At 73.2% G+C, this 19,452-nt stretch carries 20 protein-coding genes; 15 read left to right on the top strand and 5 right to left on the bottom strand.

The genetic code is table 11. From position 1 onward, the window contains the following. Window positions 1-34 precede the first annotated feature (34 nt). The 4 genes from AB0C38_RS45175 to AB0C38_RS45160 are packed head-to-tail and all read left to right on the top strand — an operon-like array spanning window position 35 to window position 3,223. The gene (locus tag AB0C38_RS45175) at window positions 35-769 is read left to right on the top strand and encodes an SDR family oxidoreductase (RefSeq protein ID WP_360686273.1); all 735 of its coding nucleotides are present in this window, start codon (window positions 35-37) and stop codon (window positions 767-769) included. Beyond that, a complete protein-coding gene (locus AB0C38_RS45170) occupies window positions 766-1,563 on the top strand; it encodes an SDR family oxidoreductase (protein ID WP_360686270.1) in 798 nt (265 codons plus the stop codon). The genes AB0C38_RS45175 and AB0C38_RS45170 overlap by 4 nt, the downstream gene beginning before the upstream one ends. After that, window positions 1,560-2,447 (top strand): hydroxymethylglutaryl-CoA lyase, encoded by an 888-nt coding sequence (locus AB0C38_RS45165; protein ID WP_360686267.1) that lies wholly within the window; start codon window positions 1,560-1,562, stop codon window positions 2,445-2,447. Before AB0C38_RS45170 ends, AB0C38_RS45165 begins: the two co-directional genes overlap by 4 nt. Then, a complete protein-coding gene (locus AB0C38_RS45160) occupies window positions 2,444-3,223 on the top strand; it encodes an LLM class flavin-dependent oxidoreductase (RefSeq protein ID WP_360686264.1) in 780 nt (259 codons plus the stop codon). The genes AB0C38_RS45165 and AB0C38_RS45160 overlap by 4 nt, the downstream gene beginning before the upstream one ends. Here the strand turns inward: AB0C38_RS45160 and AB0C38_RS45155 are convergent. Genes AB0C38_RS45155 through AB0C38_RS45145 form a run of 3 tightly spaced genes read right to left on the bottom strand, consistent with a single transcriptional unit; the run spans window position 3,212 to window position 5,323 of the window. Continuing rightward, the gene (locus AB0C38_RS45155; protein WP_360686262.1) at window positions 3,212-4,054 is read right to left on the bottom strand and encodes an aldo/keto reductase; all 843 of its coding nucleotides are present in this window, start codon (window positions 4,052-4,054) and stop codon (window positions 3,212-3,214) included. The two genes, AB0C38_RS45160 and AB0C38_RS45155, sit on opposite strands and share 12 nt — an antisense overlap. Beyond that, window positions 4,051-4,542 (bottom strand): hypothetical protein, encoded by a 492-nt coding sequence (locus AB0C38_RS45150; protein WP_360686259.1) that lies wholly within the window; start codon window positions 4,540-4,542, stop codon window positions 4,051-4,053. Before AB0C38_RS45150 ends, AB0C38_RS45155 begins: the two co-directional genes overlap by 4 nt. Window positions 4,543-4,549: 7 nt before the next feature. Beyond that, window positions 4,550-5,323 (bottom strand): enoyl-CoA hydratase-related protein, encoded by a 774-nt coding sequence (locus AB0C38_RS45145; protein WP_360686256.1) that lies wholly within the window; start codon window positions 5,321-5,323, stop codon window positions 4,550-4,552. Window positions 5,324-5,447: 124 nt separating this feature from the next. Between AB0C38_RS45145 and AB0C38_RS45140 the strand changes: the two genes are divergently transcribed. The 10 genes from AB0C38_RS45140 to AB0C38_RS45095 are packed head-to-tail and all read left to right on the top strand — an operon-like array spanning window position 5,448 to window position 16,143. After that, window positions 5,448-6,611: an acyl-CoA dehydrogenase family protein gene (locus AB0C38_RS45140; RefSeq protein ID WP_360686253.1), complete on the top strand. Its 1,164-nt coding sequence runs from the start codon at window positions 5,448-5,450 to the stop codon at window positions 6,609-6,611. Then, on the top strand, window positions 6,608-6,952 hold the full coding sequence (locus AB0C38_RS45135; RefSeq protein WP_360686250.1) for a Rossmann fold domain-containing protein: 345 nt from the start codon (window positions 6,608-6,610) through the stop codon (window positions 6,950-6,952). Before AB0C38_RS45140 ends, AB0C38_RS45135 begins: the two co-directional genes overlap by 4 nt. Beyond that, a complete protein-coding gene (locus tag AB0C38_RS45130; protein WP_360686247.1) occupies window positions 6,949-8,229 on the top strand; it encodes an AMP-binding protein in 1,281 nt (426 codons plus the stop codon). The genes AB0C38_RS45135 and AB0C38_RS45130 overlap by 4 nt, the downstream gene beginning before the upstream one ends. Then, entirely contained in the window at window positions 8,219-9,397 is a 1,179-nt protein-coding gene (locus AB0C38_RS45125) for a thiolase family protein (RefSeq protein WP_360686244.1), read from the top strand. Before AB0C38_RS45130 ends, AB0C38_RS45125 begins: the two co-directional genes overlap by 11 nt. Beyond that, on the top strand, window positions 9,397-10,809 hold the full coding sequence (locus AB0C38_RS45120) for a 3-hydroxyacyl-CoA dehydrogenase NAD-binding domain-containing protein (protein ID WP_360686241.1): 1,413 nt from the start codon (window positions 9,397-9,399) through the stop codon (window positions 10,807-10,809). Before AB0C38_RS45125 ends, AB0C38_RS45120 begins: the two co-directional genes overlap by 1 nt. Then, window positions 10,806-11,540, top strand: a complete 735-nt coding sequence (locus AB0C38_RS45115) for a CoA-transferase (RefSeq protein ID WP_360686238.1) — start codon at window positions 10,806-10,808, stop codon at window positions 11,538-11,540. The genes AB0C38_RS45120 and AB0C38_RS45115 overlap by 4 nt, the downstream gene beginning before the upstream one ends. Continuing rightward, window positions 11,537-12,250: a hypothetical protein gene (locus AB0C38_RS45110; RefSeq protein WP_360686235.1), complete on the top strand. Its 714-nt coding sequence runs from the start codon at window positions 11,537-11,539 to the stop codon at window positions 12,248-12,250. The genes AB0C38_RS45115 and AB0C38_RS45110 overlap by 4 nt, the downstream gene beginning before the upstream one ends. Beyond that, complete coding sequence (locus AB0C38_RS45105; protein WP_360686231.1) at window positions 12,243-14,222, top strand: acyl-CoA dehydrogenase family protein; 1,980 nt, start codon at window positions 12,243-12,245, stop codon at window positions 14,220-14,222. The genes AB0C38_RS45110 and AB0C38_RS45105 overlap by 8 nt, the downstream gene beginning before the upstream one ends. Window positions 14,223-14,227: 5 nt before the next feature. Further along, window positions 14,228-15,253, top strand: coding sequence for an enoyl-CoA hydratase-related protein (locus tag AB0C38_RS45100; protein ID WP_360686228.1), 1,026 nt, complete (start codon window positions 14,228-14,230; stop codon window positions 15,251-15,253). Then, window positions 15,250-16,143 (top strand): SDR family oxidoreductase, encoded by an 894-nt coding sequence (locus tag AB0C38_RS45095; RefSeq protein WP_360686225.1) that lies wholly within the window; start codon window positions 15,250-15,252, stop codon window positions 16,141-16,143. The genes AB0C38_RS45100 and AB0C38_RS45095 overlap by 4 nt, the downstream gene beginning before the upstream one ends. Here the strand turns inward: AB0C38_RS45095 and AB0C38_RS45090 are convergent. Next, on the bottom strand, window positions 16,136-16,837 hold the full coding sequence (locus AB0C38_RS45090) for an anti-sigma factor (protein ID WP_360686222.1): 702 nt from the start codon (window positions 16,835-16,837) through the stop codon (window positions 16,136-16,138). The genes AB0C38_RS45095 and AB0C38_RS45090 overlap by 8 nt on opposite strands. Further along, a complete protein-coding gene (sigK, locus tag AB0C38_RS45085; protein ID WP_360686219.1) occupies window positions 16,834-17,442 on the bottom strand; it encodes an ECF RNA polymerase sigma factor SigK in 609 nt (202 codons plus the stop codon). Before sigK ends, AB0C38_RS45090 begins: the two co-directional genes overlap by 4 nt. Before the next feature lie 207 nt (window positions 17,443-17,649). On the opposite strand from sigK, the gene AB0C38_RS45080 reads away from it, so the two are divergent. Beyond that, a complete protein-coding gene (locus AB0C38_RS45080; protein ID WP_360686216.1) occupies window positions 17,650-19,236 on the top strand; it encodes a molybdopterin-dependent oxidoreductase in 1,587 nt (528 codons plus the stop codon). Window positions 19,237-19,452: the final 216 nt, after the last annotated feature.

Here is a 19,452-nt window from a genome sequence, read left to right as displayed (position 1 = left end):
GTGCGTTGCTGCCGGGGCCGTGCGGGGCGCTCCGGTGAGCGTCGCGCTGGTCACCGGAGCCGCGCGCGGCATCGGTGCCGCCACGGCTCAGCGTCTCGCGCGCGAGGGTGTCTCGGTAGCGCTCGTCGATCGTGACCTCGGCGCCGCCGAGGAAGTGGCTGCCGTGCTGCGGCACGGGGGTGTGCGGGCGCTCGCGATCGAGGCGGACGTGTCCGATCCGGACGCCGCAGAGTCCGCTGTGGACCGTGCCGCTTCCTGGGGCGGCGGCCTGGACTTCGCCTACAACAACGCCGGAGTCCCCGGCGTGCGCGCGGAGCTGGCCGACTACCCGGACGACGTTTTCTGGCGCGTGCAGCGCGTCAACGTCGGTGGGGTGTTCGCCTGCATGCGGGCCGAGCTGCGGCATATGCTCGCGGCGGGCCGGGGAGCGATCGTGAACGCGGCGTCCGGCGCCGGGTTCGCGGGAGTTCCGCAGTCGAGTGCGTATGTGGCCAGTAAGCATGCAGTGGTCGGCCTGACCAAGACGGCCGCCGTCGAGTACGCGGCGCGCGGGATCCGGGTCAACGCCGTTGCGCCCGGGCTCGTGCGCACCCGGCTCGTCGACGGCCTGGACGACGAGACGTTCGCGGCGGCGCACCCGGCCGGGCGCGCCGCCGAGCCCGAGGAGGTGGCCGACGCCGTGTGGTACCTGTTGAACGCCCCATTCGTGACCGGCGTGGTGCTCCCGGTCGACGGCGGGCTCCTCGCGCGCGTGCCGGGGCTGTCGTGACGGCCGCACCCCGCCCGTCGTCGTGCGCTGTGCTCCCGGCGGGCGCGCTGCGAGACCGGCTCGCCCTCGTGACCGGCGCCGGATCGGGCATCGGCCGGGCCGTCGCGCTGCGGTTGTTGGAGCTGGGCGCGACCGTCGTCGGCGTCGGACGGCGCGAGGAACGCCTGGCCGAAACCGCCGTGCTCGCCGGCAGCGACCGGTTCTCGTTCGTGGCCCTCGACATCCGTGACCGGCCGGCCGAGTTCGTCCAGGGTCTCGGCGGCCTGGACCTGCTGGTGAACAACGCCGGCGGCCAGTTCATCGCGACCGCGGACAAGATCTCGCCCCGCGGGTTCGCCGCGGTCGCCGACCTGAACCTGACGGCGACGGCGGCGATGATCCAGGCGGCGCGTCCCGGGCTGGCCGCGCGTGGCGGCCGGGTGGTGAACCTGTCGCTGTCCGCGCCGGACCGGGGGATCCCCGGGTTGGCGCACTCGGCCGCGGCCCGGGCGGGGATCGCCGCCTTGACCCGCGAGCTGGCGCGGGACTGGCGCGACGAGGGTATCCGGCTGTTCTGCCTCGCCCCCGGAACCGTGCTGACGGATGGCGTCGGCGAGGAACTGCCGGCCGAGCAGCTCGCGAAGATCGTGGCCAAGACCCCGCTGGGCCGCGACACCTCGACCGCGGAGGTGGCCGAATGGGTCGCCGCGCTGGGGTCGGGTGTCGCGGACGCGGTCAGCGGGGCGCTGGTCGAACTGGACGGCGGCTCCGGCCTGGTCGCGGCCGCGTCCCTGGACGGAAGCGGGACGACATGACCGTCGAGATCGTCGAAGTGTCCCCTCGGGACGGCCTGCAGAACGAGAAGCGGGTGCTGTCCACCGACGAGAAGCTCGAGCTGATCGACCGCGCCGCGCGCACCGGGGTGCGCCGGATCGAGGTGACGTCCTTCGTGCGGCCGGACCGCGTCCCGCAGCTCGCGGACGCCGCCGAGGTCGCGAAGGCGTTGCAGGACAACGGGATCGACTACAGCGCACTGGTGCTGAACGTGCGCGGCTACCAACGCGCGCTCGACGCCGGAATCCGCGAGATGACGACGCTGGTCCTGGCGAGCACGACGTTCAGCGAGCGCAACCAGGGCATGACGACGGACGAAGTGATCGACGTCGTGCGCGAGATCCGGCGGCGCGGACGCGAGGACGGCGTCAAGGTGTCGGTGACGATCGGCGCGTCGTTCGGCTGCCCGTTCGAGGGCGAGGTACCCGAGGCGCGGTTCGGCGAGGTGGCCTCGGCCGTGGCGGACCTGGACTTCGACGAGGTGTGCCTGGCGGACACCATCGGTGTCGCGGTGCCGTCCGATGTGGAGACGCGGTTCGCGATGCTGCGCGAGCGCGCGCCGGCGGTGCCGATGCGCGTCCACCTGCACGACACGCGCAACACGGGCGTGGCGAACGCGGTCGCCGCCGTGCGCAGCGGCGTGCGGGCGCTGGACGCGAGCCTCGGCGGCATCGGCGGCTGCCCGTTCGCGCCGGACGCGACCGGCAACGTCGCCACCGAAGACCTCGTGTACACGTTGCACCGCATGGGTTTCGACACCGGCCTGGACCTCGATGAGGCCATCGAGCACGCGAAATGGGTGACCGGACGGCTGGGCGTGCCCCTTTCCGGCGGCCTGGCCCGGGCGGGCGGGTTCCCGCGATGAGCGTCCACGCCCTGCTGATCCCGAACGTCGGCTGGCCCGAGCTCCTCGCCCGCGCGCGGCGGCTCGAGGAACTCGGCGTCGAGGGTGTGTGGGTCGACGACCACGTGCTCAACCCGGCCCACCCCGAGCAGCCGTGGCTCGACGCGTGGAGCCTCCTGCCCGCGCTCGCGGCGTCGACGTCGCGCGTGCGGCTCGGGCCGCTCGTCGCCAACGGTATCCTCCGCTCGCCGGTCGTGCTCGCCCGGCATGCGCTGTCGGTCGACCACATTTCCGGCGGCCGCCTCGAACTCGGCCTCGGCGCCGGGTACGCGGCGGCGGACCGCGCGGCCGGTCACGCCGCGCGGTTCGCGGACGTGGTGACCACTGTGGACAGAGCGTTGCGTGGGCAGCCGGTGCTGGAAGGGTTCCCGCCACTCGCGCCCGCCAGGAGGATTCCGCTGACGATCGCCGCGCACGGGCCGCGGTCGCTGGCCTTGGCCGCGTCCTACGGCGACCGGTGGGTGTCCTACGGTGGCTTCGGGCTCTCCGCGCGGGAGCACCTTTCCGTGACGAAGAAGCGAATCGGCGTGCTGGAAGAATCAAGCCGGCCCATGCGCCGGATGCTGCTGTCCGGCAGCCCGGCGGTCACCGCCGAGCCGATCTGGTCTTCGGTCGGCGCGGTGACGGACTTCGTCGGCCGCTACCGCGACATCGGCATCGACGACTTCGTGTTCTACTACCCGCCATCAACCGGATCGGCCGATGTCTTCGAAGAGTTCGTGACGTCAGGGGAGTAGGTCCGGCCACAGCGCCTCGGGGACGGGACGCGCCATGAGCCTCAGGTTCCGGTGGACCTCCGCTGCCGTGCGCATGCCCGCGACGACGGTGCTCACCGCCGGGTGCCGCAACGGGAACCACAACGCGGCCTGCGGCAGGCTGACCCCGTGGTCACGGCACACGTCCGCCATCCGCCGGGCCAGTTCGACGACTTCCGCGGACGCGGCGCGGTAGAGGTACCGGGCGTCGGCGGCGGGGGAGTCGGTCGCCAGCAGCCCGGAGTCGAACGGCGCCGCCGCCAGGACTTCCACCCCGGCGTCGAGACACTCGTCGAGCAGCGGGGCGGCTTCGCGGCGGGTGAGGCTCCACGCGCCCGCGATCATGACGACGTCCACGTGCGGGACGAGCCGTCGCGCGGTGGCGACCGACGTCGTACCCACCCCGATCGCCCGCAGCACACCCTCGTCACGCAGTTCCCGAAGCGCAGGCAGGGTTTCCTCGAGGACGAGGTCGACGGCGGCGTCCGGATCGTGCACCAGCACGGTGTCCAGCCGCCGGAGCCGTGACCGGCTGCGCAGGACGCTTGCGCGCACGGCCTCCGCACGGAAGTCGAACAGCGGCTCGCGGCGCGGGCCATCGGGGTCACCATAAGGATCGGCGACGGCCATCCGCACCCGGCCGACCTTTGTGGACACACGGACGTCCGGCCACCGGTGCACCGCACGGCCGAGCAGTTCTTCCGCGACGCCGTCGCCGTAGCTGGGCGCGGTGTCGAAGTGCCGGATCCCGCCTTCCCACGCGGCATCGAGGGCGGCACCGGCCTGCAAGGGCCCGCAGCCGAAGGCGATCATCGCAGCTGCCGTAGCTCATCGTCGTACTGCCGCGCCTGGTCCCGCGTCGAGTGAGCCGCGACGCGCAGGGAACGCAGGAGCAGCGCGGCGGCGGGCTCGGCGAGCCGGGCCGCGGCCTCCTCCGGGTCACCGTCGATCGCGAGGCCGGACCGCCGCACCGCGGTGGCGTCCGCCGGACCGCCGAACAGCAGCGCACGGGCCGTCGCGCCGCCGATCGCGGCGGGCAGGGTCGAGGTCAACCCCAGGGCCAGCGCGGAATCCACGTCGACCGAGACGGTCACGTCGTCGGTGACGAACCCGAGCGTCGCCGAGGCCAGGAGAGCGAGCGCGCTCGCGTCACACTCCCCGCCGACGACCACGACCGACGGCACCGCTTCGAGCCGCCGGAGGAACTTGATCGCGCCGTCGCCGAAGCGCACCCCTCGTGCTTCGACCAGGGCGCTCGGTGCCGAGGACCAGTCTTCGAGCACCAACCGCGAGAATCCCATGGTGAACTCAACTTCCGGTGAAGTGGGGCGCGCGCTTCTCGAGCAGCGCATTGATGCCCTCGACGTGGTCGTCGCTGCCGAGCATCAGCAGCAGCTGCTGGCGCTCGTACTCCAGGGCTGCCGCCAGCGGCAGTTCCTCCGCGCGCCGGACCGCCGACCGTGCCGCGCGCACGGCCAACGGACCGTTGGCGGCTATCGAGGCCGCCACCGCGACGGCCGCCTCGACTAAGCGTTCCGCTGGCACGATCCGGTGCACCAGGCCGAGGTCGCGCGCCTCGAACGCGTCGACCGTGCGGCCGGTCAGCACCACCCCCGCCGCCGCGAACCGCCCGGCCGCGCGGGCCCAGCGCTGCGTGCCGCCCGCGCCCGGGACGAGCCCGAGCTTCACCTCCGGCTGGCCGAACACCGCCGTGTCCGCCGTGACCACGAGGTCGGCCGCCAGCGCCAGCTCGCAGCCGCCGCCCAGTGCGAACCCGGCGACCGCGGCGACCAGGGGAGTGGCCACCGCGCCGAGGCGCTGCCAGCACGCCGCCCGCCCGGAAGCCGCGTACTCGACCGGCGACATCTCCCGCAGCTGCTTGACGTCCGCGCCTGCGGCGAACAGTTTCGGGCCGCCGGTCAGCACGATGGCGTGCACCGCCGGGTCGCGGTCCAGGCCGTCGATGACGTCGGCGAGCGAAGTCAGCAGCTCCGTGGACAACGCGTTGCGGGTCTCCGGCGCGGCGATCGTGACGACGGCGACGCCGCGGCCGGAGCGGACGTCGGCGGTGACTGTGCCCATGAGCGTTCCCTTGACTTCGAACGGCCTCCGTGTACGGTAATCAGCATCTACGCTGACGTTGATTTTGGCAAGGCCAGACCCCGTCGGCGACCGGAACTCCGCACGACGACAGGGAGTCACGGCCATGACCGCCAAGACTGTGCTCTGGGAACCGACCCTCGACGCCGAAGCCGAACGCTGGCGCGAGACGGCCCGCAAGATCGCGGCTGAGCGCTTCGCGCCGCTGGCCGAGGAACTCGACCGCGAGCAGCGCTACCCGCACGAGCACATCAAGACGTTCGTCGAAACCGGCCTGTCGGGCATGCTCGTGCCCGCCGAGCACGGCGGCGGCGCGCTGTCGATGACGGCCATCACCGCGGTCGTCGAAGAAGTCTCCGCGGCCTGCGCGTCCACCGGCGCCATCCTCGCCGCGCACACGCTCGGCGCCGTCCCCGTCCGCCTCGCCGGTACCGACGCGCAGAAGCGCGACGTGCTCGGTCCGTTGCGCAGTGGTGAGGCCATCAGCTTCGCGCTCACCGAAGAAGGCGCGGGCAGCGACGCGGCGGCCGTCAGGTGCCGCGCGGAAGCCGACGGCGACGGCTACCGGCTCACCGGCGAGAAGATCTACATCGGCAATGGCAGCATCTCCAGCCGTTATGTCGTCTTCGCCAAGACCGATCCGGACGCGGGTGCGCGCGGGATCACCGCGTTCATCGTCGCCGCCGACGCCCCCGGCGTCACGATCGACCGCATCGAAGACAAGATGGGCATCCGCGGCACGCGGACCAGCAACCTCAAGCTGGACAACGTGCGCGTCGAAGCCGAAGCGATCCTCGGCCAGCTGAACCGCGGCCTCAAGCTCGCCCTGCAGACCCTGGACCTCGGCCGGGTTTCCGTTGCGGCGCAGGGGCTCGGCATCGCGCTGGCGGCGTACCGGCTCGCCGCCGCCGAGGCCACCCGGCGGCACACGTTCGGCAAGCCGATCATCGAGAACCAGGGCATCGGCTTCCGCCTCGCCGACCTCGCCGTCGACCTCTCGGCCGCGCGCATGCTCACCTACGAAGCCGCGCGCGCCTACGACGCCGGGCAGCCGGTGTCGCTGCCCGGCGCGATGGCGAAGCTGCACACCTCCGAGGTCGCGCACCGCGCGGTCGACCTCGCCGTCCAGGTCTTCGGCGGCGACGGCTTCTGCAAACCCTGCCCCGCCGAGCGGCTCTACCGCGACCAGCGCGTGCTGGAGATCTACGAGGGCTCGTCGGAGATCCAGCGGCTCGTGCTCTCCCGCGCTGTGGCCGCCGAGCACGCATGATCATCGTGGAAATCACCGGGGAGGCCGGGCTCGCGGAGACGGCGTCGGGCGCGGTCGCCGAACGCCTCGGCGAGGCCTTCGTCCAGGCCCGCGACGCGGTGCAGGCTCTTCCCGCCGGCGGTGCCGTGCTGCTCAAGTACACCACCGGCCGGGACAGCACGGCGCTCACCGGCGCGCTCACGTCGTTGTGCCGCACACTCGCCCGCGAAGCCGCACCCCGCGGTGTCCGCGTCAACGCGATCGTGGCACCCCCGGAGGCCGACGTCGCCGCCTTGGCGGACTTTCTCGGCACCGACGCGAGCATCATGTGCACGGGCGCCGTTCTGGAGGCACCACGATGAGCCTGACCGTCCTCAAAGGACAACTCAAGCGCGTCCACGAGACCAGCGCGCACTACCGCCGTCAGTGGGACGAGCTGGGCTGGCACCCGGACGAACTGCGCACCCTCGACGACCTCCAGGCGCTGCCCGTCACCACCAAGGCCGACTACCAGCGCTCACTGGAGAATTCCCCGCCGTACGGCGACTTCCTCGCCGTGCCACGCGAGCAGGTCGCCCGGGTGCACTTCTCGTCCGGCACCACCGGCAGCCCCACCCCGGTCTGCTGGACGAAGGACGACCTCGACCGCTGGGCCGAGCTGTACGCCCGCGCGGCGTACAGCCAGGGTGTCCGGCCCGGTGACGTCTACCAATGCCTGTTCGGGTTCGCCTGGTTCGTCGGCGGGCTCGGCGGCACCCTCGGCTACACGAAGCTCGGCGCCACCGTCATCCCCGGCGGCTCGGGCGACACCGACCGCCAGATCGACACCCTCTTCCGCTACGGCACGACGGCGGTCGGCGGCACGCCGTCGTTCCTCCTGCACCTGGCCGCCCGGGCTCGCGAGCTCGGCAGGCCACTCACGGATTCGCCGGTGCGGCACGTGATGGTCGGCGGCGAGCCCGGCGGCGCGGTCGCCGCGACCCGCGCGCTGATCGAACGCGAGTGGGGTGCGAAGTGCTTCGACGGCTATGGCTGCCTGGAGTTCCAGCCCATCGCGTGGGAGTGCGAGGCGCAGGCCGGCGGCCACCTCGTCGAGGACTTCGCGTACGCCGAGGTCCTCGACCCGATCACCCGCGAACCGGTGCCGGACGGCGAACCCGGCGTCCTCGTGCTGACCCACCTCGACAAGCGGGCCTGCCCGCTCGTGCGCTGGTGGACCGGCGACATCGTCGTGCTCGACCGCTCGGTGTGCGCGTGCGGGCGCACCGACGCACGGTTGGCGGGCGGGGTGCGCGGCCGCGCCGACGACATGCTCGTGGTGCGCGGGGTCAACGTTTTCCCGTCCGCCGTCGAGAACGTCGTGCGCCGCACCGTCGGCGGGCTCGCCGAGTTCCGCGTCGTGCTCGACCCCGCGCTCGCCGATCCCGCCACCGGTTACCCGACAGCCCTGCGTCTGCAGGTCGAAGCGCCCGAAGCCGGACAGCTGCCTGAGCGGCTCGCCACCGCGTTGCGCGCTGAACTGCAGGTGCGGGCCGTCGTGGACGTCGTCGCGCCGGGCTCGCTGCCGCGGACCACGCACAAGGCGCAGCGGGTCGTCCGTGCCCCTGCCGAACGAGAGGTGTCCCCCCGTGTCCCGTGACGTCCTGCTGCTCGGCGCCGTGCGCACCCCCAACGGCCGCTACGGCGGCTCGCTGCGCGAGACCAGCGCCGTCGAACTCGGCGTGCTCGCCGCCCGGGAGGCGGTCGCCCGCGCCGGCATCGGCCCCGAGCTCGTCGAGGAACTCGTGCTGGCCAACTGCCGCCAGGCCGGCAACGGCCCCAACCCGGGCCGTCAAGTCGCCCTGCGCGCCGGGCTGCCGCAGGAGACGCCCGCGCAGACGATCAACATGGCGTGCGCGTCCGGGCTCAAGGCGATCCAGCTGGCGCGCCAGTCGATCCTGTCCGGGGACGCCGACATCGCGATCGCCGTCGCGACCGAGTCGATGAGCACGATGCCCTACCTGGCGCCGCCCGCGCTGCGCTGGGGCGGCGTGCGGCGCGGTGACATCGTGCTCGCCGACGGCTGGCGCGACGGCGGCACGGACCCGGTGTGCGGGCTGAACATGGGCCAGACCGCGGAGAACATCGCGGCCCGGTTCGACGTCTCCCGCGAAGCCCAGGACGCCTGGTCGCTGCGCTGCCACCAGCGGGTCGCCGCCGCCTGGGCCGAAGGCCGGTTCGCCGGGCAGGTCGCCGGGGTGCCGCTGGCGGACGGCGACGTCTTCGACCGCGACGAGGGCTTCCGCACCGACACGACCGCCGAACGCCTGGCCAAGCTCAAACCGTCGTTCGCCGAAGGGGGCACGGTCACCGCGGGCAACGCGAGCCAGATGGCCGACGGCGCAGCCGCGGTCGTGCTCGCGAGTGCCGACGCCGTCGCCGCGCACGGGCTGACGCCGCTGGGCAAGGTGCGCTCGTTCAGCGCCGTCGGCGTCGACCCGACCGTGATGGGTGTCGGGCCGGTCTACGCGATCCCGCGGGCGCTGGAGGCCGCCGGCGTCAAGCGCGGCGACCTGGACCTCGTCGAAATCAACGAGGCCTTCGCGGCGCAGGTCGTGCACAACGTGCGCGCACTGGAGCTCGACGAGGACCGCGTGAACGTCAACGGCGGCGGCATCGCGCTCGGCCACCCGACCGGGCAGAGCGGTTGCCGACTGGTCGTGTCGCTGCTGCACGAACTGGCCCGCCGGGACGGCACGCTGGGTGTGGCCAGTCTCTGCGTGGGTGGCGGCCAGGGTGTCGCCGCCGTGATCGAACGGGTGGCGTGATGGGTGAGTTGTCCGATCTTCGCGTGGCGGTCGCCGGGCTCGGCCCGATGGGCCGCGGCATCGCGCGGGTGTTCGCGCAGGCCGGGGCGGCCGTCGTCGTCGTGGACGCCGACGCCGAGACGACGGCGAAGGGGCACGCGAAGCTTCTGGACGAGGCCGCCGACAGCCCGGTCGAGGTGACCGCGGCGGCGAGTGTCGGCGACGCCGTGCGCGACGCGGACCTGTTCATCGAGGCCATCGTCGAGAAGGTCGAGGCGAAGGTCGCGCTGCTGGACCAGGTGCGGGCGGCCGGGAACCCCGACCTCGTCGTCGCGTCGAACACGTCGTCGTTGAGCATCGGCGAGCTGGGCAAGGCCTACGGGGACCCGACGCGCGTGGTGGGCCTGCACTTCTTCAACCCGCCCACCAGGATGCGGCTCGTCGAGATCATCCGCGGCGCGATGACGGCGCCGGACGTCGTCGAGCACGCCCGCGCGTGGGTCGCCGGGCTCGGCAAGACCGCGGTGCTGTGCGCGGACTCGCCGAACTTCATCGTGAACCGCGTCTGCCGCCCGCTCTACTACGAATCGCAGCTGCTCGTCACCCAGGGCGTCGCGCCGGCGGTGGTGGACGCCGCGGTGAAGGGCGCGCTCGGCCACCGCATGGGGCCCCTGGAGCTGCTGGACTTCACCGGCCTGCACACGCACCTCGGCTCGTCCGAGACGGCCTTGCGCGAGTTCGGCGACCCGCGCTACCGGCCGATTCCGCTGACCCGCCGGCTGGTCCGCGCCGGCACCACCGGCCGCACCGCGGGCCGCGGCTACTACGACTACGCCGCGGGCAAACCACGTGAGGCACAGGCTGCAGTGCTGCGACAGCCCGGCGAATCCCAGGCGCGCATCGCGGACGGTGAGATCACCGTCTACCGGACGACCGGGTGCACACCCGAGGACGTCGCCGCGGTCCGCGGGATGAGCGGGCGTGTGGCCGTCGACTCCTCCCACGGGGGCTGGGTCGAGCACCTGCCACCGGGCGTGGGCTGGGTCCGCCTGCACCAGGGCCGCGAAGGGACGTTCGCCGAGGTCGTGGCGGACGACGTCGCCGGCATCGAACCCGCTTACGACGTCGTGGACGCGCTCGGCGCGGTGTCCGTGCCGGTGCTCGCGCTGCCGGGCCTCGTCGTCGACCGTCTGATGTGGACGATGGTCAACGAAGCGTTGACGCTCGTCGAAGAGGACATCGCGACCGCCGAAGACGTCGACCTCGCGCTACGGCTCGGCATGAACCACCCGACGGGCCCGCTGGAGCGGCTCGCCGAGGTCGGGCCCGCCGAGGTGCTGACCGGCCTGCGCGGGCTCCTCGACCGCTTCGGCGACCCGCGCTACCGGCCGGCGCAACTGCTGGTGCGCCAGGCCGCGGGTGCCGCGCGGTGACCGCGAGACTCACCGCGGTCGTCGGCAGCGTCAGCCCGGGCGACACCGTCTGGCTCGGCAACTTCGGCGTCCAGCTGTTCGCCGTCGCCGACGAGCTGATCCGGTGGGGCCTGACCGGGCTGCACGTGGTGATCGGGTCGGGCGGGCTGGTGCTGGACCGGCTGATCGGCGCGGGCGTCGTCGACGAGGTGACGTTCGCGCACTGCTGGAGCGCCGTCGGCCCGGCCCCGGCGTGGGAGTTCCGGCGCGCGTGGCAGGACGGCGCCGCGATCCGCTGGCACGAGCTGCCGCTGGGCGCGTTGTCGGCCGCGCTGGGAGCCGCGGCGCGGGACGTGCCGTTCGCGCCCGTCGTGGTCTCGCCGGAAAGCGGTTATCTGGCCGACGACTGGGCGGGCGGGATGCTGGCGGAGATCGCCTCGCCGTTCGGCCCGGCGACGGTCGTGCGGGCGCTGCCGATCGACGTGGCGTTCGTCCACGCGAGTCTCGCCGACCCGGGCGGTGACGCACACTTCGGTTACGCGCCGGGGGACGCCGTCGCCGCCGCACAGGCCGCGCGCCGGGTGGTGGTCGTCGCCGAGCGGGTCGTGGACTCCGTCCGCGAGGTGGACCTGCCGGGCCTGCTGGTGGACACCGTGGTCGAGGTGCCGGGCGCGGCGGCGCCGGACGGCGTTCCGGGCCTCTACCCGCGGGACGTGGCCGCGTACGAGGCATACGCCGGGAGGGGCGCGTGAACGTCACCTCGTTCCTGGTCCGCGCCGCCCGCGAGCTGCGCGGCCAGGTGTTCACCGGGTTCCACTGGCCGGTGCTGGCGGGCGAGGTCGCCGCGCGCCTCGGCGTGGCCCCGCTGCGGCAGGTGTTCGAGGCGGGCTTCGCGACGGAAGGCCCCGCCGACACGCTGCCGACCTCCACGACGGACTTCGCCGCCTTCGGCTCGGCTGTCGTGTGGCGCGGCAGCACCGACGACGTGCTGGGCGCACTGGTGCGCCGCGTCGACCTGGTGGTGCTCGACGCGGCGAACGTCGACCTCGCCGGCCGCGTCAACTCGACGGCCATCGGCGACTACGCCAAGCCGCGGGTCCGGCTGCCGGGCGGGGGAGGGGCGGCGGACGCGGCCGCCGGGGCGCGGGACCTGCTGCTCCTGCACGGGGGCGCGAACCCGGCCCGCCTGGTGCGGCGGGTCGAGCACGTCACCGCCGCTCCTGGTCCGGAGACGCGGGTTCGGCTGCTGACCCGCTGGGGCACCTTGGCACTGGGTTCCGAACCGCGTCTGCTGACTTCCGCGTCCGACGACGTGGGGTGGCTGCGGGACCTCGGCGTCGACACGTCGGGTGCCGAGCCGGCGGAACCGCCGTCGGCCGTGGAAGAGGCTGTGGCTCTTGGGGTACTTGCGGAGGCAGCGGAACGGGGATACGTCGTGGCTCGGGAGGCCGTGCGTGGATGAGGAACTGGACGAGCTGCGCCGGGTTGTGCGCGAGCTGGTGGCGGGCTGGGACTTCGAGCCCCGGTGCGACGCCTGGATGCGCGGCCACGACCCGGAGTTCAGCCGCGAGCTGGCCCAGCGCGGGCTGATCGGGATCACCTGGCCCACCTCGGCCGGGGGCGCGGGAAAGTCCAATGTGGAGCGACTGGTCGTCACCGAGGAGCTGCTGCGGGTGGGGGCGCCGGTGGCGGCGCACTGGATCGCGGACCGCCAGATCGGCCCGGCCATCCTGCGGTCCGGGTCGCCGGAGCTGCGGCGGGAGATCCTGCCCCGGATCGCGGCCGGGGACATCACGTTCTGCCTCGGCATGAGCGAGACGGAGTCGGGCTCGGACCTCGCGTCGGTGCGCACGCGGGCGGTGCGGACGGCGGATGGCTGGCGGCTGGACGGGCGCAAGATCTGGACCACACAAGGACACCACGCGACACACGCCTACGTCTTGGCGCGCACGGCGGACGGTGACGACCGGCACGACGGGCTGACGGAGTTCGTCGTCGACATGAGCACGCCCGGGGTCAGCGTGCGGCCGATCCTGGACCTGTCGGGGGAGCACCACTTCAACGAGGTGCTGTTCGACGACGTGCGCCTGCCGGCGGGCAGCGTGATCGGCGTCGAGGGCGGCGGCTGGAAGCAGGTCACCGAGCAGCTGTCGTTCGAGCGCGGCGGGATGGAACGGGTGCTCTCGACGTTCCCGCTGCTGGACGCGCTGGCCGCGCGCGACCTCGACGCGTCGGGCCGAGCGGCGGTGGGGGTGCTGGTGGCGCGGCTCATGACGTTGCGCGAGCTGGCCTGCCGGGTCGCCTCGGCGATGGACGCCGGCCGGGCACCTTCCGCGGAGGCGGCGGTCCTGAAGTACCTGGGCACGACGTTCGAGCGGGAAGTCGTCGACGTGGCGCGGACGGTGAGCGAGGTCGTCCCGGCCCCGGGCGCGCCGGGGTTCGCGGGCCTGCTGGCCCAGGCCCAGCTGGCGGCGCCCGGGTTCTCGATCCGGGGCGGCACGGACGAGGTGCTGCTGACGATCGTGTCGCGGCAGGCGCCGGTCCCGGTGGTGGACGAGATCGGCCGGATGGCGGACGAGGTGCTCGGGTCGGCGTCCGGTGGGTGGGCGGTGATCGAGAAGCTGGGCTGGCCGTCGGTGGGGGTGCCGGAGGCCGAGGGCGGCTCGGGTGGGACGTTCGCCGATCTCGCGTCCCTGGTCCGCGCGACCGGACGGCACGCGTGTGCGGTGCCGCTGGCGGAGGTCGCGATCGGGCGTTCTCTTTCCGTTGGCGCCGCGGCTCTCGCACGGGACTTCTCCGTCCACGATGGACTGTTCACCTTCGACGCGGTGCCGGGGTTTTCGCCGGTGGCGGTCCTGGGCCCGGACACCGCGGCGGTGGTGGACTCGCCGGACGGCACGCCGTGGCGGGATTTGGCGGGCCGCCCCCGGCTGGGAGTGGTCTGCCAGGACGTCTCCGCTCCGGTGGTGGCGGCGGGTGACGCATCGCTTCGGCTGGTGGTGCTCCGGGTGCACGCCGCGCTCGGCGCGGTCGAGGGCGCGTGCCGCCTGACCCGCGAACACGTGACGACGCGGACGCAGTTCGGCCGGCCGTTGACCCGGTTCCAGGCGGTGGCGCACCGGTTGGCGGAGATGGAGTGCGCCCGGGTGCTGCTGGAGGTGGCGGCGTCGGCGGCGCTGGCGTGCGAGCCGGCCCGCGTCGCCGCTGCGGCGGTGCTGGTCGATTCGGTGGCGACGACGGTCGCGCGCCTGGCGCACCAGCTGCACGGCGCGATGGGCATCACGCAGGAAAGTTCGCTGCACCGCTACACGACGCTGCTGTGGTCCCTGCGCGACGAGCTGGGCCCGGTGCGCCCGTGGGCGCGGGACCTGGCCGACGGTGACGCGCTCTGGTCACGGGTCACCACCCGTCCGCTCCCAGTACCCGAAGGGTGACGCGCATGTCGTTGGTAGAGCTGGAAACCCCCGCTCCCGGAGTCCGCCTGCTGCGGCTCGCCGACCCGGACCGCCGCAACGCGATCTCGCCGGCGCTGCAGGCCGACCTGGCGGCGGCGCTGGACACCATCGCCGCGGAGATCGCCGCCGCGACCGCGCTCGGTACACCCGCCGCCAAGATTGCGACCGCATCCTCCGCCGCGCCCGGTCCTGCCGTGGCCGCTGCGGCTGTCTCGCCCGGCAACGCTTCGCCGACCACTTCCGGGGCGATTGCGGGCTCCACCTCGCCCGGCACGGCCGCAGTTGCCGCAGCACCCGCCGCGCCGACCACTTCCGGGCCGACCTCGGACTCCACCTCGCCCGGCACGGCCGCGCTCGGCACCGTGCCCGCCGCCGGGGCCGCGCCCGGCACCTCCGATGCGGCCCCGGACCCCACGTCGCCCGGCGACCGGCCCCGGGTCCTGGTCATCACCGGCGCCGGCACGGCCTTCTGCGCCGGTGCCGACCTCGCCGCCACGTTCAGCCCGCCCGGCCTGCCCGTGTACGCCCTGCGTGACCGCCTCCGCGCCACCTACGAGAGCTTCCTGCGCGTCCGCCGCCTGCCGATCCCGACCATCGCCGCCGTGCAAGGCGCCGCCGTCGGGGCCGGGGTGAACCTCGCGCTCGCCTGCGACGTCCGCATCGCCGGCCCGCGTGCCCGCTTCGGCCTCACCTTCTCCCGCCTCGGCCTGCACCCCGGTGGCGGCTGCACCCACTTCCTCGTCCGCACCCTCGGACCCCAGCGCGCACTCTCGATCCTCCTCGACGGCGCCACCCTCGGCGCTGAAGAAGCCCACCGACTGGGCCTGGTCCTCAAGCTGGCCGAAGACCCGCTCGCCGAGGCCTGCGAGACCGCCACCCGGTGGGCCGCCCTCGACCCCGCCCTCGCCGCCGACATCAAACGCGCGGTGGGGCTGGCGACCGACGGCGACTTCGACGACGTCCTCGAGTTCGAGGCCTGGGCCCAGGCCTCGTCGGCGAGCAAGCGGTGACCGGCCTGCTCGACGGCCGCGCCGTCGTCGTCACCGGCGCCGGCCGAGGACTCGGCCGCGCGTACGCCCACGACCTCGCCGCCCACGGAGCCCGCGTCGTGGTCAACGACGTCGACGCCGCTGAGGCCCGCACCGTCGCCGGCGAGATCGGGGGAGTGGCCAGTTCGCACGACGTCAGCGACCCCGCCCAGGTCGACGCCCTGATGTCCACCTGCGTCGGCGCCTACGGCCGCCTCGACGGCCTGGTCAACAACGCCGGCCTCTACCACGAAGCCCTGCCGTGGGAGGAAGATCCGGCCGCGATCCGCCGCGTGGTGTCGGTCAACGTCCTCGGCTCCCTCCTGTGCCAGGCGGCGGCCGGCAAAGTCATGCGCGAACAGGGCGGCGGCGCGATCGTCAACGCGTCCTCCGGTGGCATGTTCGGCTTTCCCGCCGTCTCCACCTACGCCGCCACCAAGGGCGCCCTCGCCGCGCTCACCTACAGCTCCGCGCTCGACTTCGAATCCGTCGGCGTCCGCGTCAACGCGATCTCGCCGATGGCCCTGACCCGCATGACGGAGCACGCCCTCGGCCGCGACCTCGCACCGTCCACATCGGACAAGCCGCCGCTCGCCGGGATCGAGGACAAACCGCCGGAGCGCATCGCGCCGCTGGTGACGTTCCTGCTCAGCGACCTCGCCGACGGCATCACCGGCCAGTTCTTCCGCTTCGACGGGCACCGCGTGTCGGTGGTGACCACGAACGCCTTCGCGGACCACCCGAGCGTCGTCTCGGACCAGTGGGACGTGGCCGGACTGGCCGACGCCTTCCGGGGACCGCTCGCCGCGAAGCTGCAGCCGTACGGCGTCGAACGCCGCCTTCCGCCCCCGCTCCGGCGTCGCATCAGGTGAGCGGAACCCGGACGACAGCCGATGTCGTCGGCTGCGGAGAGCCCGCCGCGGGCTCGGTCGTGATGCCGATGCGGTCGGCGTCCGCCGGCAGCGGCGTGGTGAGGACACCGGAGCCGGCCTGCAGCAGCCCGGCGGACTGGGCACCGCGCGGCCCGATGACCCACACCTGGTAGGCGCGGCCGGTCCCGAGCGGCGGCAGGGCCTGGGTGGCGACGACCGCCTGGCCCCGCTGCCGGGAGAGGGTCACCGTCGCGGAACCGCCGTCGACGCCGTCCGCGTGCAGCACACTCGCGTCGGGCGCATCCCCGACGGCGACCTGTGCCGTCGGCGCGGGCTCCGACTGCAGGGAGCCGATGCTGATCCCGCCGACGAGGACGGCCGCCGCGGCCGCGACGGCGGCCACCATGCCGACGACGCGCTTGCGTGACGAACGAGGTGAGCGCGTCCCGGTCCGGACCGAAGGCGGCTCCTGCCTGGTCGTGGCGACCTCGGTCAGCACCCTGCTGCGCAGCCGGTTGCCCGGCTCGGTCGTCATCGCCATGCCGAGCTTGGCGGCCGTCTCGCGGAACTCGGCGAGTTCGCGGCCGCACGTCGGGCATTCGGCCAGATGCCGGGCGAACGCGGCGCGTTCGAGGTCGGTGACCGCGTCGAGCGCGTACGCACCGGTCAAGGTGTGGGCTTCGGCGGTGGTCATCGGGTCGCTCCTAACGCGTCCCGCAGGCGGATCATGCCGTCGCGCATGCGGGTTTTGACGGTGCCGATGGCGACGCCGAGCTTTTCGGCGACTTCGCGGCAGGTGAGTCCGTGGAAATAGGCGAGCAGGATGGATTCCCGCTGCAGTTCGGTGAGGGTGGACAGCGCCTCGCGCACCAGGTGATGTTCCTCTGTGGACAGTGCGGCCTCGGCGACGTCGTCGTAGGGCCGGCGCAGGTCCAGCAGTTCGACGCGGTCCTCGCGGTCGCGGGCGGACTGCTCGGAGCGGACCCGGTCGATGGCGCGGCGGTGCGCGATGGTCAGCGCCCACGTGGTGACCTTGGCGCGGGCGGGGTCGAACTGCGCGGCTTTGCGCCAGATCTCGAGCAGGACTTCTTGCGTGACCTCTTCCGATTGCGCGCGGGAGCGCAGGACCTGCAGCACGGTCCCGAAGATCGGACCGGCAAGCTGGTCGTAGAGCGCGGCGAAGGCCTGCTCGTCCCCGAGTGCGATCCGGCGGAGGAGTTCTTCCGGCGTCGGTGGTGCCGCGGGGGCGCCGTCGGGTAGTGGTCGAAGAGCGGTGGGTGTGGCGCGCGCGGCGGCCATGGTGAGTCCTTCCCGGCCGGAGCCGTGCCCGCGTCCGCAGCGAACGGACTGCGCCGCGGGCGAGCTGTCACCGGTGTTTCGTCGGCCGGGGGCCCGCGTATTGGTACAAGTTTCCGGCCGGTGTCCCGTCGTCACCGGAATGGGTGACATGGGTCTCCGGATGGCCACGGCACCAATACTGTGGCCGTCCCGCGCCGAACTCTGGTCATGGCCGCGACCAAGCTGACTTCACCACCTGACAGTCCCGCATCGCCACGAGCGACGCGGCTGCGGTTCTTCGCGGCCGCGTTCACCGGGATCCTCGCCCTCGCCGCCGCGCTGGCGGCCGGGCACCTGGTCGCGGGGTTCATCAGCATCAACGCCTCGCCCTACCTGGCGGTGGGCAACGGCGCGATCGACCTCACCCCGGTCGAGCTGAAGGACTTCGCCGTCCGCACCTTCGGCACCTACGACAAGCTCGTGCTGCTGGGCAGCATGGCCGTGGTCATGGTGCTGGTCGCCGCGCTCGCGGGTGTCCTTTCGCGACGGTCGCCGGTGCCCGGCACCGTGCTCATCGCCTTGTTCGGTCTCGTCGGCGCGTTCGCCGTCTACCAGCGCCCGGACCTGACGGCCGTCGCGCTGCTGGCGCCGGCCGCCAGCCTGGTCGTGGGCATCGCCGTCTTCCTGTTCCTGCACCGGATCGCGCCTCGTGTGTGGCGGGAGCCGGAGTCGGCCGAAAAGACCGGCACGTCCCGGCGTTCGTTCCTGCTCGGCGGCGCCGGGGTCGTCGTCGGTGCCGGTGCGGCCGGCCTGGGCGGGCAGCTGATCAGCTCGTCCCGCGACGCCACCGCGTCCCGGGAAGCGGTCGGCAAGCTGATCCCCGCGCGCACCGCGCCGACGATCCCGGCCGACGCCGACTTCGCCAAGCTCGGCACCCCGCCGTTCCTGACGGCGAACGACAAGTTCTACCGCGTGGACACGGCGTTGTCGGTGCCGCAGGTGCGGACCGAGGACTGGAGCCTGCGGCTGCACGGCATGGTCGACCGCGAAATCCGCTTCGGCTACAACGACATCCGCAACCGGCCGCTGGTCGAGCGCACCGTCACCATGACCTGCGTGTCCAACGAGGTCGGCGGCGACTACGTGTCCACGTCGAACTTCATCGGCGTCGACCTGGCCGACCTGCTGGCCGAAGCCGGCGTGAAACCCGGCGCCGAGCAGCTGTTCTGCACCAGCGTCGACGGCTGGACATCGGGCACGCCCGTCGCGGCGGCCCAGGACCGCGGCCGCGGCGCGATGCTCGCGATCGGGATGAACGGCGAGCCGCTGCCACTGGAGCACGGTTTCCCGGCGCGGCTGGTCACGCCCGGCCTCTTCGGATACGTGTCGGCGACGAAATGGGTCGTGGACATCGAGGTCACGACGTGGGCCGCGCGCCAGGCCTATTGGCTGAAACGGGGCTGGAGCCGGGAGGCGCCGATCAAGACGGAGTCGCGGTTCGACTCGCACCGCGGATTCGCCAACGTGCCGAAGGGAAAGGTCCGCGTCGCCGGGGTGGCCTGGGCGCAGCACACCGGGATCGAGAAGGTCGAGGTGCGCGTGGACCGGGGGCCGTGGCAGGAAACCACGCTGTCGCAGGAGGTCAACCTCGACACGTGGCGGATGTGGTGGACCGAGGTCGACCTGCCCGCCGGGGTGCACCAGGTGTACTGCCGCGCCACGGACAAGTCCGGCTACACCCAGACCGACATGCGCGCGGGCACCGTGCCCGACGGCGCGACAGGGTGGCACAACGTCACCTTCACCGCAGCCTGAGAATTTCTTCCCGAACGACCAATCCGGTTCCCGTCGGGGCCCGAATACCCATCAACAGAGGCGCTCACCGTTTCGGTCGCCTCAGCCGCGTAATCAATTGGAGTGATTTTTCGTGCGTAAACTTCGTATCGCCGGTATCGGTCTGACCGCGGCCGCCGCGCTCACCCTGACCGCGTGCAGCGGCAGTGACACCGCTTCCTCGGGCAGCTCCAGCGC

This window comes from Amycolatopsis sp. NPDC048633 (assembly GCF_040650695.1).
In the GTDB taxonomy this organism is placed as follows: domain Bacteria; phylum Actinomycetota; class Actinomycetes; order Mycobacteriales; family Pseudonocardiaceae; genus Amycolatopsis.
Note: the sequence above shows the minus strand (reverse complement) of the source record. Positions and strands in the feature narration are given on the sequence as shown.